We start from the raw sequence: 19,399 nt of genomic DNA, 5'->3' as shown, positions 1-19,399 counted from the left end.
GTCCTGACTCAAGACTCGTCAAAGGCTGCGATTTTTTCAGCGGTCGTCGATTATCGTGCGGACACGACGGTCATTCGCGAAACCACCGGCAACTTGGCCAGCAGCCCGAAAATCGGCGCCGTGACCTTCAGCCAGAAGTTCGCCGCGTGATAGGCAAACGGTGTGTAGTAACCCCAGCCCAACGCCCACACCGCCAGCAGCAGTCCACCGATGTAGTCGTCCTGGCCCCAATGCGCACCGGCCACCAGGCGCGGCAGCATGAACAGCAGCGCCAGGCCCCAGACCGTCAGGAACTGGCCGGCTGAGCGACTGAATACACCCATGAACAACGCCCAGATCAGCAGCACCGAAGCGTGGTCACCGGGGAAACTCTGGCTCGAGCGATCCTTCAGCTCAAAGGTCTTTTCCAGATGCGGGAAATAGTCGCTCATATGGACGGCGCCTTCGAGCACCATGGAAGGGCTGTTGTGCTGCCAGCCCATGTGGTCGGCGAATTTGGAAAACAGCGCGCGGATCACCACCATCAGCAGCAGGATCGAGAAAAATCCGAAGAACGCGCGACGTACGTCAATCGCCTTGAACACCCAGTCGCCCTTGATCAGCAGCGTCAGCAGAATCAGTCCGACGACAACGTCGAACGGGCGCAGACTTGCAATTGCCCAGATGTGGAGCCATATGGGGTTGCTGGCCAGCGGAGTATTGAGTGAGCGGAACAGCCACTCGTCGAAAACCACACACAGCATCTGGCCTGTAGGCCATAACCAGAAAGCCAGTAGTGCCAATGGCACCGCATTGCACAGAACCAGCCGGCCGAGGTTCCACCTTGATTGGAACAAACCCGGATTGTTCATAAAATGCCTCCCGTGGCTGAACATAGGCATCAAAATGGATGCCAGAAGCGCGGGATTTTCATTCTTTGTAACCTTTTTGTCATTAAATTCAGATACCTAGACCTATGACCGATTTCCTCGATACCGATTACACCCAACGCTTCATCTTCGATGACAGCGACACGCGCGGCGAACTGGTGTCGCTGGAACGCAGCTACGCCGAAGTGCTCGCCAAGCACCCGTATCCGGAGCCGGTTGCGCAATTGCTGGGCGAGTTCATGGCTGCCGCATCGTTGCTGGTGGGCACCCTGAAATTCGATGGCTTGCTGATTCTTCAGGCACGCTCCGAAGGCCCGATTCCGCTGCTGATGATCGAGTGCTCCAGCGAGCGTGAAATCCGTGGCCTGGCCCGTTACGAGGCGGACCTGATCGCCCCCGACGCGACCCTCGCCGACCTGATGCCCAATGGTGTTCTGGCGCTGACGATCGACCCGACCGTAGGCCAGCGTTATCAGGGTATCGTCGACCTCGACGGCGAAACCCTGTCCGATTGCTTCACCAACTACTTCGTCATGTCCCAGCAGGTCGGCACCCGCTTCAAGCTCTGCGCCGATGGCCGTCGCGCCCGTGGCCTGCTGCTGCAGCAACTGCCGGCCGATCGCCTGAAAGATGAAGAAGAACGCGCCGCCAGCTGGCAGCACATTACCGCGCTGGGCAACACCCTGACTGCTGATGAACTGTTGAGCCTGGACAACGAAACCGTTCTGCATCGCCTCTACCATGAAGAGCAGGTTCGTCTGTTCGATGTGCAGAAACTGCGTTTCCACTGCAGCTGCTCCCGCGAGCGTTCGGGCAATGCACTGGTCAGCCTGGGTCTGGAAGATGCGCAGCAATTGGTGGCCGAACAGGGTGGCAGCGTCGAGATCGATTGCCAGTTCTGCAACCAGCGCTACCTGTTCGATGCGGCGGATATCGCTCAATTGTTCGCTGGCGCGGGCGTCGAGACGCCGTCAGATACCCGGCACTAAAACGGTTCAGCGCAGGTAAATTCACTGCTCAACGACGGAATAACGCCGTTACGACGGGAGGACCCTACTCTTTTTGGGCTTTTCTGGCATAATCCGGCCCACTTTTTTCGCGGTAGTAGTGCACGACTTTCTACTACAAAACGTTTGGAGCACACTCGGCCACTGGCCGACGGGGAATCTCATGACGCAAGCCAATAACGCCGTGTACACCGATCTGAGTGTTGATGATCTGGTAAAAGAAGCCCTGAAACGCGGTGAAGGCGAGCTTGCCGATACCGGCGCTCTGGTAGTTCGCACCGGTCACCGCACCGGCCGTTCGCCAGTCGACCGTTTCATCGTTGAAGAGCCTTCCACCCAGGACGCGATTGCCTGGGGCCCGATCAACCGCAAGTTCCCGGCCGACAAGTTCGACGCGCTGTGGGCTCGTGTCGAGGCGTTCAACAACGCGCAAGAGCATTTCGTTTCCCACGTGCATGTAGGCGCGGCCGAAGATCACTACCTGGCCGTGAAGATGACCACTCAGACTGCCTGGCAGAACCTGTTCGGTCGTTGCCTGTTCATCAACCCGGCCCAGTACAACCCGGCCGGTCGTGAAGAGTGGCAAGTGCTGAACGTCGCCAACTTCGAGTGCGTGCCTGAGCGTGACGGCACCAATTCCGACGGTTGCGTGATCCTCAACTTCGCCCAGAAAAAAGTGCTGATCGCCGGCATGCGTTACGCCGGTGAAATGAAGAAAGCCATGTTCTCGGTGCAGAACTTCCTGCTGCCGGCTTCCGACGTGCTGCCAATGCACTGCGCTGCCAACATCGGCGAAGCAGGCGACGTGACCCTGTTCTTCGGTCTGTCCGGCACCGGCAAGACCACCCTGTCGGCCGACGAAAGCCGTTACCTGATCGGTGACGACGAACACGGCTGGGGCGAAGGTGTTGTCTTCAACATCGAAGGCGGCTGCTACGCCAAGTGCATCGACTTGTCCGAGAAGAACGAGCCGGTCATCTGGAAAGCCATCAAGCACGGCGCTGTACTGGAAAACGTCGTGATCGACGATGCCAAGCACGCCGACTACGCCGATGTCAGCCTGACCCAGAACAGCCGCGCAGCCTACCCACTGGAGCACGTTGCCAAACGTTCCGAGAAGAACCTGGGCGGCGAGCCGAACGCTGTGATCTTCCTGACTTGCGACCTGACCGGCGTACTGCCGCCAGTGTCGATCCTGAACAACGAGCAGGCGGCCTACCACTTCCTGTCCGGCTACACCGCACTGGTGGGCTCGACTGAAATGGGTTCGGGCAGCGGTATCAAGTCGACCTTTTCCACCTGCTTCGGCGCACCGTTCTTCCCGCGTCCGGCTGGCGAATACGCCGAGCTGCTGATCAAGCGCATCAAGGGCTTCGGCTCCAAGGTCTACCTGGTCAACACCGGCTGGACCGGCGGTGGCTACGGCGTCGGCAAACGCTTCAACATCCCGACCACCCGTGCGGTGATCGCAGCGATCCAGAGCGGTGCCCTGGTCGGTGCCGAAACCGAACACCTGGACACCATCAACCTGGACGTGCCACTGGCCGTACCGGGCGTCGAAACCAACCTGCTCAACCCGCGCAACACCTGGGCTGACAAGGCTGCGTACGACGAAGCTGCCAAAGCACTGGCCGGTCTGTTCATCGAGAACTTCAAGAAGTTCGACGTGAGCGACGCGATCAAGGCTGCCGGGCCTAAGTTGTAAGACTTGGTTCTGGTGAATGAAAAAGCCGCCTCTTAGGGGCGGCTTTTTTGTGGGTGATTGGTTGGACTTCGTTGTCAGATCAACTGCCATTATTCCCGCAGAGTCCGCGCTAAACAGCCAGAATAATGCTACTTAAGGAGCCGCGAACTCCTAAGCATTTTTTCTCCAGCCATCATGGCCATTGCCGTCTGGTATGCAGCACTCGCAACACCTCCACAACATCAACTTTGATTGCGTAGATGATGACGTAGTTTGGGGTGACGACGATTTCGCGGGTGCCTTCCGCGATACCTTTTCGGTATATGGCAGGGTGCTTGCGAGCGCTTTCTCCTTTCAGTTCGAAAACCTCATCGAGCTCAATCGCTGCAACGGGATTTTCCTGTCCGATACGCTCCATGATGTTGTCTCGGTCATCCAGCGCCTCTTGGCGCCAGACCAACCTCATCAACGTACTCGCTGACGCAGGGCATCCCGCTTGGCGGCAAATATCCTGCGAGCGTCTTCATCGCTGACGCTGGGCCTTGGGTCATCAATGCTGATTTGTACCTGTTGTTTGACCCATTCTTCGTATGCAGCGGCTTCATGAGCTTGCTTCATCGCTTCGGCGCGATCAGGGCGAGCATAGGTTTTTATTTGAAGAGGATCATAACTGGAGGCATCCACATCGAAGTGATTGATACCCACTCCTTGCAGGTAGGTCACCAGTGTTTCGAACCGCTTGAACAGCCGCACCTGACCACTGCGCTGTGCTGCCAGTGAATACTCTTTGCTTCCTTGCTGAACTTGAATCGACCAGCCACCGGGCTTGGCGACGATATGTGCGCTACTGATCGAACCGTTCTCAAACAGTCGCGTGAGAGTGCTGTGATCGATGGTTTCAGTGGTCATGAAAGCAAGCCCTTGGCTGAACAATGGCTCCCATCGTACGCAATCAATAATAGTTTGCAAAATTCAGGTCCTTAATGTTTTGCGCCGGAAATGCCAGCGTCAGTGTTCTGGATAGAGGCAGGCAGTTCTAGCCATGAACACGCCTGCCCGAAGTTCGTCAGGCCGGGGCTTTCCAGCTGAGCATTTTCTGCTGGGCGACTTGCAGCAGGTCGCAGCCGTCTTTGGTCAGCAGGTAGAGGGCGTGGGTGATGTGCGGGATGTCTTCGACGTCGGCGTGTTTGAAGCAGAGACAGTAGAGGGTTTGCAGCAGGTCGCTGGAAGCGCGCAGGCGTTGGACGGCGCATTCGAGGATGTCTTGCGGGTTGGCATCGGTGTCGATGACCAGGGGCTTGGTGTCGGTGAGGTTGGAGTCGAGTGGACGGTAGCGATCGGAGTGGAGCTCGTTCCATGATTTCATTTTTTAGATCCTCAATTGCTTCGAATGAAGCCACCAAATCGTGACCAAGCGACTGGAGGCGACTGTGTTCGGGTTGGTCAACCGGTGAGGATCATGCACATACCCGGCACGCTCGAAAGCGTCCCAAACACAGCCACCATAACGCTGCTGGCAATTGAGTACCGGCAGCATACAGCGGACGCGAATGCATGATCCAATCGGGTGACCAAGCCCGAGCCGCTGAATTGGCAGCGACAGTCACAACTATAGGTTTCGACCTAACGGCGCCGATAGAAGACAAGGCGCCGCTGCGTGTAGGATCGGGATGCAGATTCGAGCAGGCCGTTCCTACAGATCAATCACGGTTTTCAACGAATCGCCCGATACGCCTCAACATCCAGCACACTCGTCGTCAGCCCGGTCGCCGAGGTGTAGATCGTGCCTTTCACCGTCGAGAACGGGACGCCCTTGCTGCCCAGCGACACATAGCGTTCGCCTTGGTCCAGTTCGGTGAACCAGGTGTAGGAGCACTTCTCCATGGACTTGTATTTCGCTGCTGCGTTGACGATGGCGGCGGTGTGGTTTCGAAGGTCGGCGTCAGTAAGGTTGAGGTTCTTGTCGAGCACGGTGCCCCAGCGTTTCAGGCACACCTCGGCAAAGTGACGGACGATCAGGCCAGGTTCGGCCACAACCTTCGGACCACTGACGCCATCGGCCGAAGCATTGCCGACCAGGGTGGCGTGACGCCCGGGCATGGGGAAAATGCTGGTCTTGGTGCCGGTCGCGGTTTGCGGGATGACGCAACTGAAACCCTTGGAGCGTTCGTCTCGTGCATAAAAACCCACGTACTCTTTCACGTTGTAGTTGAGCTTTACCCGGTGTTCCTGAAAGTTACCGATACCGGGCACGGGATCAATGGCAAAGATATTGACTGGAATGTTTTTCAGCACACTGTCGTTGAACATGGCATTGGCCAGCATATGGCAACTAATGCCGCCACGGCTCCAGCCCACCAGATTGACCTTTGTTGGAATGACACCGTCCTTGCGGAAGGTTTTGATGATCTGCTCCTGTAACTTCTGTTGCGTGACGCTGCGTTCGCCATAGTTATATTTGCGCCATAGCCAGGAACCCTCGACCTTTACATCTTCAATCGGAATGCCGGCAGCTTTGAGGCGGTTGTATTCCGCTTCGGTCAGTTGCTCGCGCTGCCAGTCGCATTTGCCTTTGATGATGTTCATCGCGTGCTGGACGTTTTCCTCCCAGCCCTTGCCAAACAGGGTTCCGCTGAGCCCATAGTCCTTGGATTTGGTGAACAGTTCATCGGCCTGCAGGTTGCTGGTGCCGGGGCCATCGACCACGATCCATTCGGCAAACTCGCGCCCGGCGTGATGGGAGGCGAGTGTGGAAACCAGTTCGCCATCCCAATAATTTTCGTGGGCATTATCAAACTTTGTGGAGCCTGTACCGCAAAAGAAAATAGTTAGCGTAGTCATATTGTTGCTCTTGGTTGATGTAAGAGCAGACAGGCTAGTTCTTAACTTTGCACTTATGAAAGAAAAGGGTTGTTGCGAACTTTGTAAGTTTGGCGGGTGGCGTCAATTGTTTATTCGTTGCCTGGCAACTTCCAGCAAGTCACAGCCGTCCTGCGTCAATAAATAAAGCGCATTGACGATATTGGGGATGTCTTTCACATCGGCCTGTTTGAAACACAGGCAGTAAAGAGTTTCCAGCAGGTTGTTGGCTGCACGCAGTCGCTGATCGGCGGCGTCGAGGAGATCGCGGTGGTTTGCCTCGGTATCAATGACCAGCACAGGTGTTTCGCTATAGCTGGTCGTGAGTGCGCGGAATCGGGTGTTTAGCGGTTTGAACATGTTCATGATCGGGTGTGTCCTTTACGAAGTCGCTTTGGCGGGCCGATACAGTGCTTGAAGTCGCGCCGGCCACTATAGAAGGGCGCCATCGAGCGGGACAAGACGGCCACGATGGACAGAATTCGTAGGGGTTTTTCCGGGGTTCGGGCATTTGCCCTACGCGTTTTTCAAGCTTTTTCACAGCCAAACCCTGATCAGCGAAATTTCCCACGTGTTTATCGGGCGATTCCCGTTAAACCTCTGTATGGTGCGCGCCAGAATCCGTAGGGCGTTTCCAAGCGTCCGACACACGCTTAAAGGGAATTAGGTATGCAGTGGCTACGAATGGCCTCGATCATTTTGCTGTGGGCCAGTGGTTGTCGCGTGGCAGTGGCCTCCGATACGGCCAACGGGTTGGCGCTTGCCAACCTGGAGCGCAGCGGCTGGCCTGACTCACTCACCACTCAGGACAACATCGACACAGCCTCCCGCGCCGAAGTGCTGATCTTCGGCAAGGCCCTGCTGGCCAGCGAAGCCCTGGATGAACAGGAACTCAAACAACGACTGGGCGTGCAGCAGATGCAGCTCAAGTCGATCCGGCAAGTGCGCGACGGTCTGTGGGATCGCTTGCTCAGCACTTACCGCAACGCCAGTCAGAACTGTGATGAACAAGCGTTTTGCCCGCGGGTGCGCAGCGTCGCCGATCTGCGCCAGCTGGCGGCGGCATTCACCGGTGATATCAGCCCTGCCCATGCACAATGGGCAAGCAAAAGCCTGGACGTGCATGAGCGGGTACTGGATGAGCAACTGCGGGTGGCCGTGTTGCGGCCATAAAGCTGCTTTTGCGGGTGTCAGGCCGAAGAGGTTTCACCCGTTGTCACGGCGAAAGCCCAGGGCGGTGGAAAGTTGTCGGGAGAGGGCGTGCATCCGCTCAGTAACAGGGATGCAAAGATCAGGGCGAGGGGCAGTTTCAAACGGTTCGACATGTTCACTCCTTGATAAAAATCCATGGGCATCGGCCATCCTGGCTCGAAGCGTGACGGACATTACCCTCAGGTCGATTCACACGGCGATGAACAAAGTGTTTCATTTGTTTGATCCCGTGGCGTGGCCGCCGACGCTGTATCATCCCGTATCGATTTGCCCCCCGACCTTTTCTCGATTCGCTGCGATCGCCCGCTAGGCTGTTGGCATCTCAGCGGTCAACGGAGTGACAGCGAATGCACAACACCCTGGAACAGGTTTTCGGTTATCCACAATTTCGACCCGGTCAGGAAGCGGCAATCAGCGCTGTGTTGGCCGGACGCTCGGCGGCGGCGATCTTTCCCACCGGCTCCGGTAAATCTCTTTGCTACCAGGTGCCGGCGCTCCTGCTGCCACACCTGACGCTGGTGGTCTCGCCGTTGCTGGCGTTGATGCAGGACCAGCTCGAGTTCTTGCGGCGTCACGGCATTTCGGCGGGGAGCATCGACTCGGCACAAAGCCGCGAAGATGCCAATAATGTGATGGCCCGCGCCCGTTCGGGTGAGCTGAAGATCCTGATGATTTCCGTCGAGCGCCTGAAAAACGAGCGCTTCCGCAATTTTTTGCAGCAGGTGCCGATCTCGTTGCTGGTGGTGGATGAGGCGCACTGCATCTCCGAATGGGGCCACAACTTCCGGCCCGACTACCTCAAGCTGCCGGACTACCAGCGCCAGTTCAACATCCCGCAGACCCTGTTGCTGACCGCCACGGCAACGCCGAAAGTCATCGCCGACATGCAGGCGAAATTCGCTATCGCCGCCGAAGACGTAGTGACCACCGGTTTCTATCGGCCCAACCTCAACCTGCTGGTGGAGCCGGTGCGCGGTGAGGACAAGCGGCGACGGCTGGTGCAATGGATGGCCGAGCGGGCAGGCCAGCCGAGCATCGTCTACGTCACTCTGCAGAAAACCGCCGAACACATCGCCGAACATCTGGGGCGCAATGGCATTCAGGCCGAGGCTTACCACGCCGGGCTGCCTCATGAACAACGGGACGCGATCCAGAAGCGCTTCATGGGCGGGCAGTCCAATTGCATCGTCGCCACCATCGCGTTCGGCATGGGCATCGACAAGAGCGACATCCGCAACGTGGTGCATTTCGACCTGCCCAAATCCATTGAAAACTACAGCCAGGAAATCGGCCGCGCCGGGCGTGACGGGCAACCGTCCGACTGCCTGGTGCTGGCTAACCGCGACAGCCTCAATGTGCTGGAAAACTTCGTCTACGGCGACACGCCGGAGCGCGATGGCATTCGTCATGTGCTGGACGAGTTGCAGGCCGCCGCGCCTGAAGGTCAGTGGGAGTTTTTGCTCGGGCCGTTGGCGGATCAGAGCAATATCCGCGCGCTGCCATTGAAGACGTTGCTGGTGCAACTGGAGCTGCGAGGGCTGATTGCCCCGCGCTACGCGTACTACGCGGAATACCGCTTCAAATATCTGCTGGAACCCGAGGCGTTGCTTGAGCGTTTCGAGGGCGAGCGCAGGGATTTCGTCGCGGCGATCATCCAGACCTCGAGCCGCGCACGGACCTGGGCCACGGTGAATTTCGAGGCGATGTACACGCAACATTCCGCTGAGCGCAACCGCGTGGTGAAGGCGCTGGATTACTTCCAGGAGAAGGGCTGGGTCGAGCTGGAAAGCAAACAGATGACCGAGGTCTACAACGTGCTGCACAGCAGCTTCGACAGCCAGGTCTTGAGTGGCGAGCTGCATGACTACTTCTCCCGCCACGAACAGACCGAAGTGGCGCGGATTCACGCGATGCTCGAATTGTTCGCCACCGAGCGATGCCTGGGCTATCGACTGGCCGAATACTTCGGCGATCACAACGCCCCCGAGCAGTGCGGGCATTGCTCGGTGTGTCACGGGCAGATTGCCCGGTTGCCGGCGCCTCCGGAATTACCGGCGCTTGTGGATAAAAGTTTCCCGGCGTTGTGCGGCGACTTTATCCACAGGCACGAGCAACAGACCGGCAGTGCGCCTTCGGCGGAGCGGCTGACGCGGTTTCTGTGCGGGATCAGCGTGCCGCTGTTCACCAGGCTCAAGGCGCGGACGATTGCCGGGTATGCGGCGCTTGAGGAGTATCCCTACGCGGACGTGCGGGCCTGGGCTCAGGCGCATCTCTGAAGCGGCGAATCCATCTGCTGAATGTCGATCATCACGGCAATAAACTTCAAAAATGCCCGGTGGCTGACTATGGTGAAGGCTGTCTTTGGATCTCCAACAAGAGAACAACATGAGCCAGACATCCTTCGAAATCCGCCAGGCCGCCGTGATCGGCGCCGGTACCATGGGCCGCGGCATTGTCATGTGCCTGGCCAACGCCGGCGTTTCAGTGCAATGGGTCGACAACAATCCACAGATGCTCGAGCAGGCGCTGAAGGCGGTGGCCGATACCTATACGCATAACGTGCGTCAGGGACGGATCGATCAGGCCGAGGCCGATGCGCGAATCGCCCGGGTCAGCGCGGCGGCAGATTATGTGGCGATCCGCAATGTCGATCTGGTGATCGAAGCGGTGTATGAGAATCTCGAGCTCAAGCAGAAGATCTTCCGTGAACTCGACGGCTTGCTGAAGCCGGAGGCCCTGCTGGCGAGCAACACCTCGGCGCTGGACATCGATGCAATTGCCGCTGCCACAAGACGACCGACTCAGGTGCTGGGTCTGCATTTTTTCAGCCCGGCGCACATCATGAAATTGCTGGAAATCGTCCGTGGCGCGCGAACCTCGCCAGCCGTGCTGGAAGCGGCTCTCGAGCTGGGCAAACGCATGGGCAAGGTCAGTGTGGTGTCGGGCAACTGTCACGGTTTCATCGGCAACCGCATGCTTCATCCTTACGTGCTCGAGGCGCGCAAGATGCTGCTCGAAGGGGCCTGGCCACAGCAGATCGACGCGACGTTGCAGGGCTTCGGTTTTGCCATGGGGCCGTTTCGCATGTACGACGTCGTCGGCATCGATCTGGAGTGGCGTGCCCGGGAGCTGGCCGGCAAGGGCCAGGATGCGCCGGAGGTCCAGGTGGATAACCGCTTGTGCGAGCTGGGGCGGTTCGGACAGAAATCCGGTAACGGCTATTACCACTACGAACCGGGCAGTCGTCAGGCCGAGCATGACCCCGAGGTGGATGCGCTGGTGTTGAGCGTCAGCGAAGGTCTGGGGTTTCATCGCCGTGACATCGGATCCGAGGAGATCCTTGAGCGTTGCCTTCTGGCGTTGGTCAATGAGGGCGCGAAAATCCTGCAGGAGGGGATTGCCGAGTCGGCCCATGACATCGATCAGGTCTACCTGAATGGCTATGGCTTCCCGGCAGAGAGGGGCGGGCCGATGGCCTGGGCGGACGATCAGGGGCTGGCAGGCATTCACAAGCGGCTGCTGGCGCTGGAGACCCGACAGGGTGACCAATGGCGACCAACGCCATTGATTGGCGAGCTGGCGGCGCGAGGAAAAGGTTTTTACCTTTAGACTGGGCCGATCACTCAAGGAAGCGACACTGATGTCCAACCCGATGCCGCAACGCACCGATTACCCGCATTTCCAGCCGATCATCACGCGCTGGCATGACAACGATGCCTACGGTCACGTCAATAACGTCACCTACTACAGCTTTTTCGATACGGCCGTGAACACCTACCTGATTCAGGTCGGTGGCCTGAATATCCACGATGGCGAGGTGGTGGGGTTTGTGGTGAGTTCGTCCTGCGATTACTTCGCCTCGATTGCATTCCCAGACTTGATCGAAGTCGGCTTGCGGGTCGGCAAACTGGGCAACAGTTCAGTGCAGTACGAGCTGGCGGTGTTCAAGGCTGGCGAACATGAAGCCTGTGCGGCGGGGCGCTTCGTTCATGTATTCGTTGATCGGGCGTCGAATCAGCCAGTGGCCATTCCGGCCGGTTTGCGCGGAGCGCTGGAACGCCTGGCCATCTGACAGGCAAAAAAAATCGCAGCTCGGGGGAGCTGCGATCTGGCTGTACCGGCAACGAGGTCAGGCCTCAGTCGCGATAGTAGCGGTGGTGCTTGCGATGGCCGTAGGCATGGCCGCGACCATGGTGGCGGTCACGGTAGTAGCGACGATCGTCACGGCCGCGATCGTAATGACGGTCTTCGCGATTGCTTTCGTTGCCCATGTAGTTACCCAGCGCGCCACCGGCGCCGCCACCTGCTGCGGCGCCGATCAGGCTGCCGGTGGTGCCGCCCATGCTGCGGCCGACCACGTTACCGCCGGCTGCGCCCAGCGCACCGCCAATGGCGGCTTCGCCACGGCTGTGTTTGTTGGCGCCAACCGCGCTACCACCCGCGCCGCCCAGGGCCGCGCCAATGGTTGAACCTGTGCTGCCGCCCAAAGATTGACCGACGACCGAGCCAAGAACCCCGCCCAATGCGCCGCCCACACCTGCTTCGGTGGTGCCTCCGGCAGAAGCGAAGCCACTGACCAGGCCAAGGGACAACAAGAGAATCTGGGAGAACTTCATAGAGGAGCCTCAAAGGGATGACGGCGCGATCCTGAGGCTGTGTAACAAGGCTGACAATCGAAATCCGACGAATAACACGACTTGTATACAATTATGCAAGTTACTGATTTTTGGGTGGAACTTAACCGATTTTGGCCGGTCTTTAGCTACTTCACAAAGGCCGCTTTTATGCAAAAGCGGCCTTTTTTGTGGGCGCAGAAAAGTTTTGTATCAGGCCGACTTGGCCATGATCAACCCCGTCTCGCTTGCCGCTTCCAAACGAATGGCGATGAACTTCGACGTCGGCGTATGGCTGCCATCCCCGGTGCTTTCCAGCGGCACCAGCGGATTCACCTCTGGATAGTAGGCAGCTGCCTGACCCGCCGGAATATCGAACGCCAGCAGCGTGAAGCCCTTCACCCGACGCTCGCGGCCATCGTCCCACAGCGACACGATGTCTGCCTTCTGCCCCGGTTTGAAGCCCAGGCGGATGATGTCCGCCTCGTTGGCGAACAGCACGTCACGCTGTCCCTTCACGCCGCGATAACGGTCGTCGAGACCATAAATCGTGGTGTTGTACTGATCGTGAGAACGCATCGATTGCAGGATCAGGTCCGGCAGTTTACCGGTGGCGCGGGTGCGCTCATGAATCAGGTCCTTGGGCAGCATGTTCGGCTTGAAGTTGGCCCGGCCCGACGTGGTGTTCCACTTGCGCGCGCCGGCGCTGTTGCCGAGGTAGAAGCCGCCCGGGTTCTTGACCTTCTCGTTGAAGTCCTTGAAGCCCGGAATGGTGTCGGCGATCAGTTCGCGGATACGGCGGTAGTCGGCCACCAGCCAGTTCCAGTCCACCGGTTTGCTGCCCAGGGTCGCGGCGGCAATGCCGGCGATGATCGAGGGCTCCGAGCGCATCTGGTTCGACAGCGGCTGCAGCTGGCCGTTGGAGGCGTGCACCATGCTGAACGAGTCTTCCACGGTGACGGCTTGCGGGCCTTCGGTCTGGATGTCGATGTCGGTACGGCCCAGGCACGGCAGGATCAATGCGTCCTTGCCGTGGGCCAGGTGGCTGCGATTGAGCTTGGTGCTGATCTGCACGGTCAGGTCGCAGTTGCGCAGGGCCTGGAAGGTGCGCGGGCTGTCCGGCGTGGCCTGGGCGAAATTGCCGCCCAGACCGATGAACACCTTGGCGCGACCTTCGGCCATCGCGTGAATCGCTTCGACCACGTTGTGCCCGTTGTGGCGCGGGACCTTGAACTGGAAACGACGCTCCAGAGAATCGAGGAACGCCACCGGCGGGCGCTCGTTGATGCCCATGGTGCGGTCACCCTGCACGTTACTGTGGCCGCGCACCGGGCACAGACCGGCGCCGGGCTTGCCGATGTTGCCGCGCAGCAGCATCAGGTTGGCTATTTCCTGGATGGTCGGTACCGAGTGGCGGTGCTGGGTGATGCCCATTGCCCAGCACATGATCACGTTCTTGCCTTTGGCGTACATGCGCGCCGCTTGCTCGATTTCCACCAGGGTCAGGCCGGACTGCGCGACGATCTGCTCCCACGGCGTGTCATCGACGACGCCGAGGTATTCCAGCACGTTGACGCTGTGTTCATTGAGGAAGTCGTGATCGAACACTGCCGGTGCGCCAGCCTTCTGCGCATCCCGCTCCCATTGCAGCAAGAACTTGGCCATGCCGCGCAGCACCGCCATGTCACCGCCCAGTGCCGGGCGGAAATATGCGGTGTTGGTCGGTTTGTCGCCGTTGGTGAGCATTTCGATCGGGTGCTGCGGGTGCTGGAAACGTTCCAGGCCGCGCTCTTTCAGCGGGTTGATGCACACCACCTGAGCGCCGCGTTTCACCGCTTCACGCAGCGGTTCAAGCATGCGCGGATGGTTTGTCCCCGGGTTCTGGCCCCAGACGAAAATCGCATCGGCGTGTTCGAAGTCGTCGAAGGTCACGGTGCCTTTGCCGACGCCGACGCTTTGTGCGAGCGCCACGCCGCTGGCCTCGTGGCACATGTTCGAGCAGTCGGGGAAGTTGTTGGTGCCGAAAGCGCGCACGAACAGCTGATACAGATACGCCGCTTCGTTGCTGGCGCGACCGGAGGTGTAGAACTCGGCCTGGTCCGGACTCGGCAGGGCTTGCAGGTGCCTGCCGATCAGCGCGTAGGCATCGTCCCAACTGATCGGCTTGTAGCGATCGGTTTCGGCGTCATACACCACCGGCTCGGTCAGACGGCCCTGATATTCAAGCCAGTAGTCGCTCTGCTCCAGCAGCGAGGTGACGCTGTGTTTGGCGAAGAACTTGCCGTCCACCCGGCGCTTGGTCGCTTCCCAGTTCACTGCTTTGGCGCCGTTCTCGCAGAACTTGACCATGCCGCTTTCCGGCGAATCGCCCCAGGCGCAGCCCGGGCAGTCGAAGCCGCCGTTCTGGTTGGTCTTGAGCATCATGCGCAGGTTTTTCAGCGCGTTGTCGCTGGTCAACCAGGCCTGGGCCACGCTGATCAGCGCGCCCCAGCCGCCTGCGGCACCCTTGTAGGGTTTGTAGCGCGGGACGGGTTTCTGGTCGGCTTGATGGTGTTGGCTCACGGGTGTTTCTCCATTTCTGGGCTATACACCCGCGGCGCGTTCTTCTGCGGCAGGTGGATGAGATTAAGGTTGTGGCGACGGGCCCATTGCACGGCGAGGCCGGTGGGCGCGGACAGACTGACGAGGGTCTGGATCCCGGCGCGCAGGACTTTCTGGATCAATTCGAGACTGCAACGGCTGGTGACAATCGCCAGGCCGCCGGTTGTGGATATCTTTTGCCGGATCAGGCCGCCGATCAGTTTGTCGAGAGCGTTGTGCCGGCCGATGTCTTCACGGCCAAGCAGCAATTCACCGCTGGCATTCATGAACACTGCCGCGTGTACCGCGCCGCAATGCTGGCCGAGCGGCTGGAACGCGCCGATGCGCTGGCGCAGACCGTCGAGCCATTCGACCGGCGGCAAAGGCGCGCCGGGCAAGACCTTGAGGTCGGGCAACGCCTGTTCCACCGCCTCCACACCGCACAACCCGCAGCCGCTGGTGCCGGCCAGTTGCCTACGCTGTTGCTTGAGATTCCAGAACGCGCGATTGGCGATGGTCACCTGGGCGTACTGCGCCGAGCCCGAACCGGTCAGTTGCAGGTCGTAGATGTCGGTGGCGTCTTCGATAATGCCGCTGCCGAGGCTGAAGCCAACGATGAAGTCTTCGAGGTCGGTCGGTGTCACCAGCATCACGGCCTGGCTGATGCCGTTGTAGGCAATCGCCAGCGCGACTTCCTCGGCCAGCGCGGTGCTGGCCGACTCCGCCAGGGGCAGGTCGCTGTAGCTGTAGGTCTGACTGGCGGCGGGCGCGGGCGTTTCGAGTGCAGGCGCCGCGCAGGCCGGGCGCTTGGCGTTCATGGCATCACCGACGGATTGATCAACGTTAAGACTAGGCGCGGCAACTTGTCGCGTCTAATCGCTAGTGTCGATCTATCGATAGATGCCGTCGATCAAGCGGCCGCTGGCGATTTCTGATACAGCGCGAAACAGGCCTCGGCAAGTGCCGAGCGCGGGGCGCCACGGCGCATGATCAGGCCCAGTCGTGCGAGGGTCTGGGCGTTTTCGATTGGCTGCAAGCGCAGGTGATCGGTGAGGCTTTCGAGACCGCCGTCCAGCGGCATGATCGCGCAGCAGAATCCGCCGTGCACAGCTTGTAACAATTGATGCACGGCGTCGGTCTGCAACAACGGCTGCGGTGTCAGGCCCCGGCTGTGGAAGTTGTGGTCGATGGACTGGCGAAAGTGCATGCCGCTGGTGAGCATGCCCAGCGGCAGTTCGATCAGCGCCTGCCAGCTCAGCGGTGCTTCGCCGAAACTGAAGGAGCGCTGATCGTAGAGCAGGCCCATGCGGGTTTCGTCGAACGCCAGGGATTCGAAACGTTCGTTGTCGAGACGGTCCAGATAGGACACGCCGATGTCGATCCGGTTGTCCGCCAATTGTTCGAGGATCTGCTCGGAACTCAGCGCCGACAGTTCGAAGCGCAGCTCCGGGTGTGCCGCGTGCAGGCGTTGCATCAGCGGCAGCGGATCGAAACTCGACAGCGGCACCACCCCCAGACGCAGGGTACCGATCAGGTTGCCACGACAGGCTGCCGCTTCCGCCTGCAGGCCGTCATAAGCCGCCAGCACCGTACGCGCCCAGGCCAGCACTCGTTCGCCTGGCGCAGTAAAACCTTCGAAGCGCTGCCCACGATTGACCAGCGGCAGGTCGAGTTCTTCTTCGAGGCTGCGCAGGCGCATCGACAGGGTCGGCTGGGTGATGTGGCAGCGGGCGGCGGCCTGGCCGAAGTGGCGGGTTTCGTCGAGGGCGATGAGGAATTTCAGCTGCTTGATGTCCATCTTCGCTCCGGGGCGCTGGCAAGGGTGGGCGATTCTACCGCTTGCACGGGGGCAGGGTCATTGGTCGGGCCGGAACCGGCGGGGTTCGGGGTGGTCTAGGCTTGGGCGTCTGGAACTTAAATCAAGGAGTGTGCGCTATGAGTCTTTTGAGCTTTGTTAAAGGGGCCGGTGAAAAGCTGATCGATCTGCTGACCCCCGGCAATGCCAATGCCAGCGAGCAGTTGAAGGAACACATCAGCAAGGTCGGGCTCGGTAACCCGAATGTCCAGGCCACCGTTGATGGCGACAAGGTGACGGTCACCGGCGAAGTGGCGAGCCAGGAAGAGAAAGAGAAGATTCTGCTGGCCGTCGGTAACATCGAAGGCGTGGGCAGTGTCGATGACCAGATCACGGTCACCGGGCCGGTGGTGGCCGCCGCACGTTTTGTGGTGGTGAAAAAGGGCGATACCCTCAGCGCGATTTCCCTGGCGGTGTACGGCAATGCCAACCAGTACAACAAGATCTTCGAAGCCAACAAGCCAATGCTCAAGGATGTGAACAAGATCTATCCGGGGCAGACGCTGCGTATTCCTGATTAACAACAAACCTGCAGGAGCTGTTTCGGCAGCTCCTGCAAGGTTCAGAGTCCGCTGATCAAATCCCGATAATCCTCGACCGCCGCAAACTCCGCCGTGTCCTTCGGCCCTTTGCGACTGTCCGGCTCCTTTACTGCCAGCAAATGCGCCACCCCGAAATCCCGTGCACTGCGCAGGATCGGCAAGGTGTCGTCGATGAACAGGCTGCGCGCCGGGTCGAATCCGATATCGGCCTGCAGGGCATCCCAGAACTGCGGGTTCTCCTTGGGGAATCCGTAATCGTGGGAGCTGATCAGTCGCTCGAAGTACGGCGCCAGCTCAACCCGTTCCAGTTTCAGCGACAGCGAATCGCGATGGGCGTTGGTGATCATCACCACGCGTTTGCCGGCGCGGTTGATCGCCGCGAGAAAAGTGTCGGCGTCCGGGCGCAGAGCTATCAGATGGGCGGTTTCCAGCTTCAGTTCGCGCACCGACAGCTTCAATTCCACGCTCCAGAAGTCCAGGCAATACCACTGCAATTGACCGGCATGGCGCTCAAACAACGGCTGCAATTCCATTTCCGCCATGGCCCGGCTCACGCCATGCAGTTCTGCGTAGCGCTGCGGCAAGTGTTCCAGCCAGAAATGGTTGTCGAAGTGCAGATCCAGCAACGTGCCGTCCATGTCCAGCAGAACGGTATCGATGTCGGACCACGGTAATGAAGGCATGGCAACGTCTCGAACGGTAGAAAGATATCCGACGCAAACAATCGGAAAAGCCGCGTTATAGTAGCGCGTTCACGCCAAGGAGCTTTGCATGCGCCAGAAACCAACCGTACTCGCCCGGGAAATCGTCGCCACCAGTCGTCTGTTCTGCGTCGAAGAGCTGAAACTGCGCTTTTCCAACGGCGTGGAGCGCACCTACGAGCGGCTGGTGGGCAAGGGAGCCGGTTACGGCGCAGTGATGATCGTGGCCATGCTCGATGCCGAACACGCGGTGCTGGTCGAGGAATACTGCGGCGGTACCGACGAGTACGAACTGTCCCTGCCCAAAGGGTTGATCGAGCCGGGCGAAGATGTGCTGGCGGCGGCCGAGCGTGAGCTCAAGGAAGAGGCAGGCTTTGGCGCACGGCAACTGGAGCACCTGACCGAGCTGTCGCTGTCTCCCGGCTACATGAGCCAGAAGATCCAGGTGGTGCTTGCCAGCGATCTGTATGAAGAGCGACTGGAAGGCGACGAGCCGGAGCCGATGCGGGTGGACAAGATCAACCTGCGGGATCTCTCTTCATTGGCGCAAAATCCGCAGTTTTCCGAAGGTCGTGCCTTGGCGGCGTTGTACCTGGCCCGCGATCTGCTGACCCAGCGCGGTTTTTTCCAGTCATGAGTGAGATGTCTATGAGTTTTCCCCATCCGTTGATGGCGCCGGTGGTTGAGCTGGCGCTGCGGGCCGGCGAGGCGATCCTGCCGTTCTGGCGCGCTGATGTGGCGGTGACCGCCAAGTCTGATGATTCACCGGTGACGGCGGCGGATATCGCTGCGCACCATGTGATCGTTGCCGGCCTGACTGCGCTGGATCCGAGCATCCCGGTATTGTCCGAAGAGGACGCCAGCATTCCGCAAGACGTGCGTGCCGGCTGGCAGCGCTGGTGGTTGGTGGATCCGCTGGATGGCACCAAGGAGTTCATCAGCGGCAGCGAAGAGTTCACCGTCAACATTGCCCTGATCGAAAATGGCCGCGTGGTGTTCGGGGTGGTTTCGATGCCCACCAACGGACGCTTCTACGTCGGCGGTGCCGGGCTTGGTGCCTGGCGTGGTGATACGGGCGGCACGCCGGTGGCGATTCAGGTGCGTGACGTGCCTGGCCCTGGCGAAGCCTTCACCGTGGTTGCCAGCCGTCGCCATTCCAGCCCGGAGCAGGAGCGGTTGCTGGCCGGCTTGAGTGCAAGCCTTGGCGAGTTGCAACTGGCCAACATCGGCAGTTCTCTGAAGTTCTGTCTGCTGGCCGAAGGTGCGGCGGACTGCTATCCGCGACTGGCGCCGACATCCCAATGGGACACGGCGGCGGCGCAAGGCGTGCTGGAAGGTGCGGGTGGCGAGGTGTTGGGGTTGAACGGTGAAGCGTTCTGCTACCCGGCACGGGAATCACTGCTGAACGAGTTCTTTTTGGCGCTGCCGGCAAAAGCGGCGTGGCGCTCGAAGCTGCTGGAACTGGCCCGTTCCTGAG

At 59.7% G+C, this 19,399-nt stretch carries 20 protein-coding genes; 9 read left to right on the top strand and 11 right to left on the bottom strand.

Translation table 11 applies throughout. From position 1 onward, the window contains the following. Window positions 1-50: 50 nt before the first annotated feature. Window positions 51-851: a phosphatase PAP2 family protein gene (locus ACKLNA_RS22770; protein WP_114881018.1), complete on the bottom strand. Its 801-nt coding sequence runs from the start codon at window positions 849-851 to the stop codon at window positions 51-53. 104 nt (window positions 852-955) lie between these two features. Here ACKLNA_RS22770 and hslO point away from each other — a divergent pair, with 104 nt between their 5' ends. After that, window positions 956-1,858 (top strand): Hsp33 family molecular chaperone HslO, encoded by a 903-nt coding sequence (hslO, locus tag ACKLNA_RS22765; RefSeq protein ID WP_085712714.1) that lies wholly within the window; start codon window positions 956-958, stop codon window positions 1,856-1,858. Between the two features lie 181 nt (window positions 1,859-2,039). Then, window positions 2,040-3,581, top strand: a complete 1,542-nt coding sequence (locus ACKLNA_RS22760) for a phosphoenolpyruvate carboxykinase (RefSeq protein WP_085712715.1) — start codon at window positions 2,040-2,042, stop codon at window positions 3,579-3,581. A 172-nt stretch (window positions 3,582-3,753) separates the two neighbouring features. Here the strand turns inward: ACKLNA_RS22760 and ACKLNA_RS22755 are convergent, their stop codons facing one another. From ACKLNA_RS22755 to ACKLNA_RS22735, 5 genes are all read right to left on the bottom strand, one after another. Further along, entirely contained in the window at window positions 3,754-4,026 is a 273-nt protein-coding gene (locus tag ACKLNA_RS22755) for a type II toxin-antitoxin system RelE/ParE family toxin (RefSeq protein WP_248744133.1), read from the bottom strand. Next, entirely contained in the window at window positions 4,026-4,469 is a 444-nt protein-coding gene (locus tag ACKLNA_RS22750) for a hypothetical protein (protein WP_134825142.1), read from the bottom strand. Before ACKLNA_RS22750 ends, ACKLNA_RS22755 begins: the two co-directional genes overlap by 1 nt. Window positions 4,470-4,626: 157 nt before the next feature. After that, window positions 4,627-4,926 (bottom strand): hypothetical protein, encoded by a 300-nt coding sequence (locus ACKLNA_RS22745; protein WP_085712718.1) that lies wholly within the window; start codon window positions 4,924-4,926, stop codon window positions 4,627-4,629. Window positions 4,927-5,273: 347 nt separating this feature from the next. Then, window positions 5,274-6,401: a hypothetical protein gene (locus ACKLNA_RS22740; RefSeq protein WP_408987168.1), complete on the bottom strand. Its 1,128-nt coding sequence runs from the start codon at window positions 6,399-6,401 to the stop codon at window positions 5,274-5,276. 102 nt (window positions 6,402-6,503) lie between these two features. Further along, entirely contained in the window at window positions 6,504-6,785 is a 282-nt protein-coding gene (locus tag ACKLNA_RS22735; RefSeq protein WP_408987167.1) for a hypothetical protein, read from the bottom strand. Window positions 6,786-7,088: 303 nt separating this feature from the next. Here ACKLNA_RS22735 and ACKLNA_RS22730 point away from each other — a divergent pair, with 303 nt between their 5' ends. From ACKLNA_RS22730 to ACKLNA_RS22715, 4 genes are all read left to right on the top strand, one after another. Beyond that, window positions 7,089-7,592 (top strand): polysaccharide deacetylase, encoded by a 504-nt coding sequence (locus ACKLNA_RS22730; RefSeq protein WP_408987166.1) that lies wholly within the window; start codon window positions 7,089-7,091, stop codon window positions 7,590-7,592. A gap of 386 nt (window positions 7,593-7,978) precedes the next feature. Continuing rightward, entirely contained in the window at window positions 7,979-9,907 is a 1,929-nt protein-coding gene (locus ACKLNA_RS22725; RefSeq protein WP_408987165.1) for an ATP-dependent DNA helicase RecQ, read from the top strand. 109 nt (window positions 9,908-10,016) lie between these two features. Next, complete coding sequence (locus tag ACKLNA_RS22720; RefSeq protein WP_408987164.1) at window positions 10,017-11,240, top strand: 3-hydroxyacyl-CoA dehydrogenase NAD-binding domain-containing protein; 1,224 nt, start codon at window positions 10,017-10,019, stop codon at window positions 11,238-11,240. Between the two features lie 31 nt (window positions 11,241-11,271). Continuing rightward, on the top strand, window positions 11,272-11,703 hold the full coding sequence (locus ACKLNA_RS22715; protein WP_408987163.1) for an acyl-CoA thioesterase: 432 nt from the start codon (window positions 11,272-11,274) through the stop codon (window positions 11,701-11,703). 64 nt (window positions 11,704-11,767) lie between these two features. On the opposite strand, the gene ACKLNA_RS22710 is transcribed toward ACKLNA_RS22715, so the two are convergent. The 4 genes from ACKLNA_RS22710 to ACKLNA_RS22695 form a co-directional block, all read right to left on the bottom strand. Then, entirely contained in the window at window positions 11,768-12,247 is a 480-nt protein-coding gene (locus tag ACKLNA_RS22710; RefSeq protein WP_408987162.1) for a glycine zipper domain-containing protein, read from the bottom strand. A gap of 210 nt (window positions 12,248-12,457) precedes the next feature. After that, window positions 12,458-14,806, bottom strand: coding sequence for an FdhF/YdeP family oxidoreductase (locus ACKLNA_RS22705; RefSeq protein ID WP_408987161.1), 2,349 nt, complete (start codon window positions 14,804-14,806; stop codon window positions 12,458-12,460). Further along, the gene (gene fdhD, locus ACKLNA_RS22700; RefSeq protein ID WP_085712726.1) at window positions 14,803-15,642 is read right to left on the bottom strand and encodes a formate dehydrogenase accessory sulfurtransferase FdhD; all 840 of its coding nucleotides are present in this window, start codon (window positions 15,640-15,642) and stop codon (window positions 14,803-14,805) included. The genes ACKLNA_RS22705 and fdhD overlap by 4 nt, the downstream gene beginning before the upstream one ends. A 92-nt stretch (window positions 15,643-15,734) precedes the next feature. After that, complete coding sequence (locus ACKLNA_RS22695; RefSeq protein WP_085712727.1) at window positions 15,735-16,622, bottom strand: LysR family transcriptional regulator; 888 nt, start codon at window positions 16,620-16,622, stop codon at window positions 15,735-15,737. Between the two features lie 137 nt (window positions 16,623-16,759). Here ACKLNA_RS22695 and lysM point away from each other — a divergent pair, with 137 nt between their 5' ends. Beyond that, the gene (gene lysM, locus ACKLNA_RS22690) at window positions 16,760-17,200 is read left to right on the top strand and encodes a peptidoglycan-binding protein LysM (protein WP_408987160.1); all 441 of its coding nucleotides are present in this window, start codon (window positions 16,760-16,762) and stop codon (window positions 17,198-17,200) included. Between the two features lie 41 nt (window positions 17,201-17,241). On the opposite strand, the gene yrfG is transcribed toward lysM, so the two are convergent. Beyond that, on the bottom strand, window positions 17,242-17,904 hold the full coding sequence (gene yrfG, locus ACKLNA_RS22685; RefSeq protein WP_408987159.1) for a GMP/IMP nucleotidase: 663 nt from the start codon (window positions 17,902-17,904) through the stop codon (window positions 17,242-17,244). 88 nt (window positions 17,905-17,992) lie between these two features. Between yrfG and nudE the strand changes: the two genes are divergently transcribed. Beyond that, window positions 17,993-18,559: an ADP compounds hydrolase NudE gene (gene nudE, locus ACKLNA_RS22680; RefSeq protein WP_102620611.1), complete on the top strand. Its 567-nt coding sequence runs from the start codon at window positions 17,993-17,995 to the stop codon at window positions 18,557-18,559. Window positions 18,560-18,564: 5 nt separating this feature from the next. Then, window positions 18,565-19,398: a 3'(2'),5'-bisphosphate nucleotidase CysQ gene (cysQ, locus tag ACKLNA_RS22675; protein WP_408987251.1), complete on the top strand. Its 834-nt coding sequence runs from the start codon at window positions 18,565-18,567 to the stop codon at window positions 19,396-19,398. Window position 19,399 lies beyond the last annotated feature (1 nt).

Source organism: Pseudomonas sp. UV AK001 (assembly GCF_046097675.1).
In the GTDB taxonomy this organism is placed as follows: Bacteria; Pseudomonadota; Gammaproteobacteria; order Pseudomonadales; family Pseudomonadaceae; genus Aquipseudomonas; species Aquipseudomonas kribbensis.
Note: the sequence above shows the minus strand (reverse complement) of the source record. Positions and strands in the feature narration are given on the sequence as shown.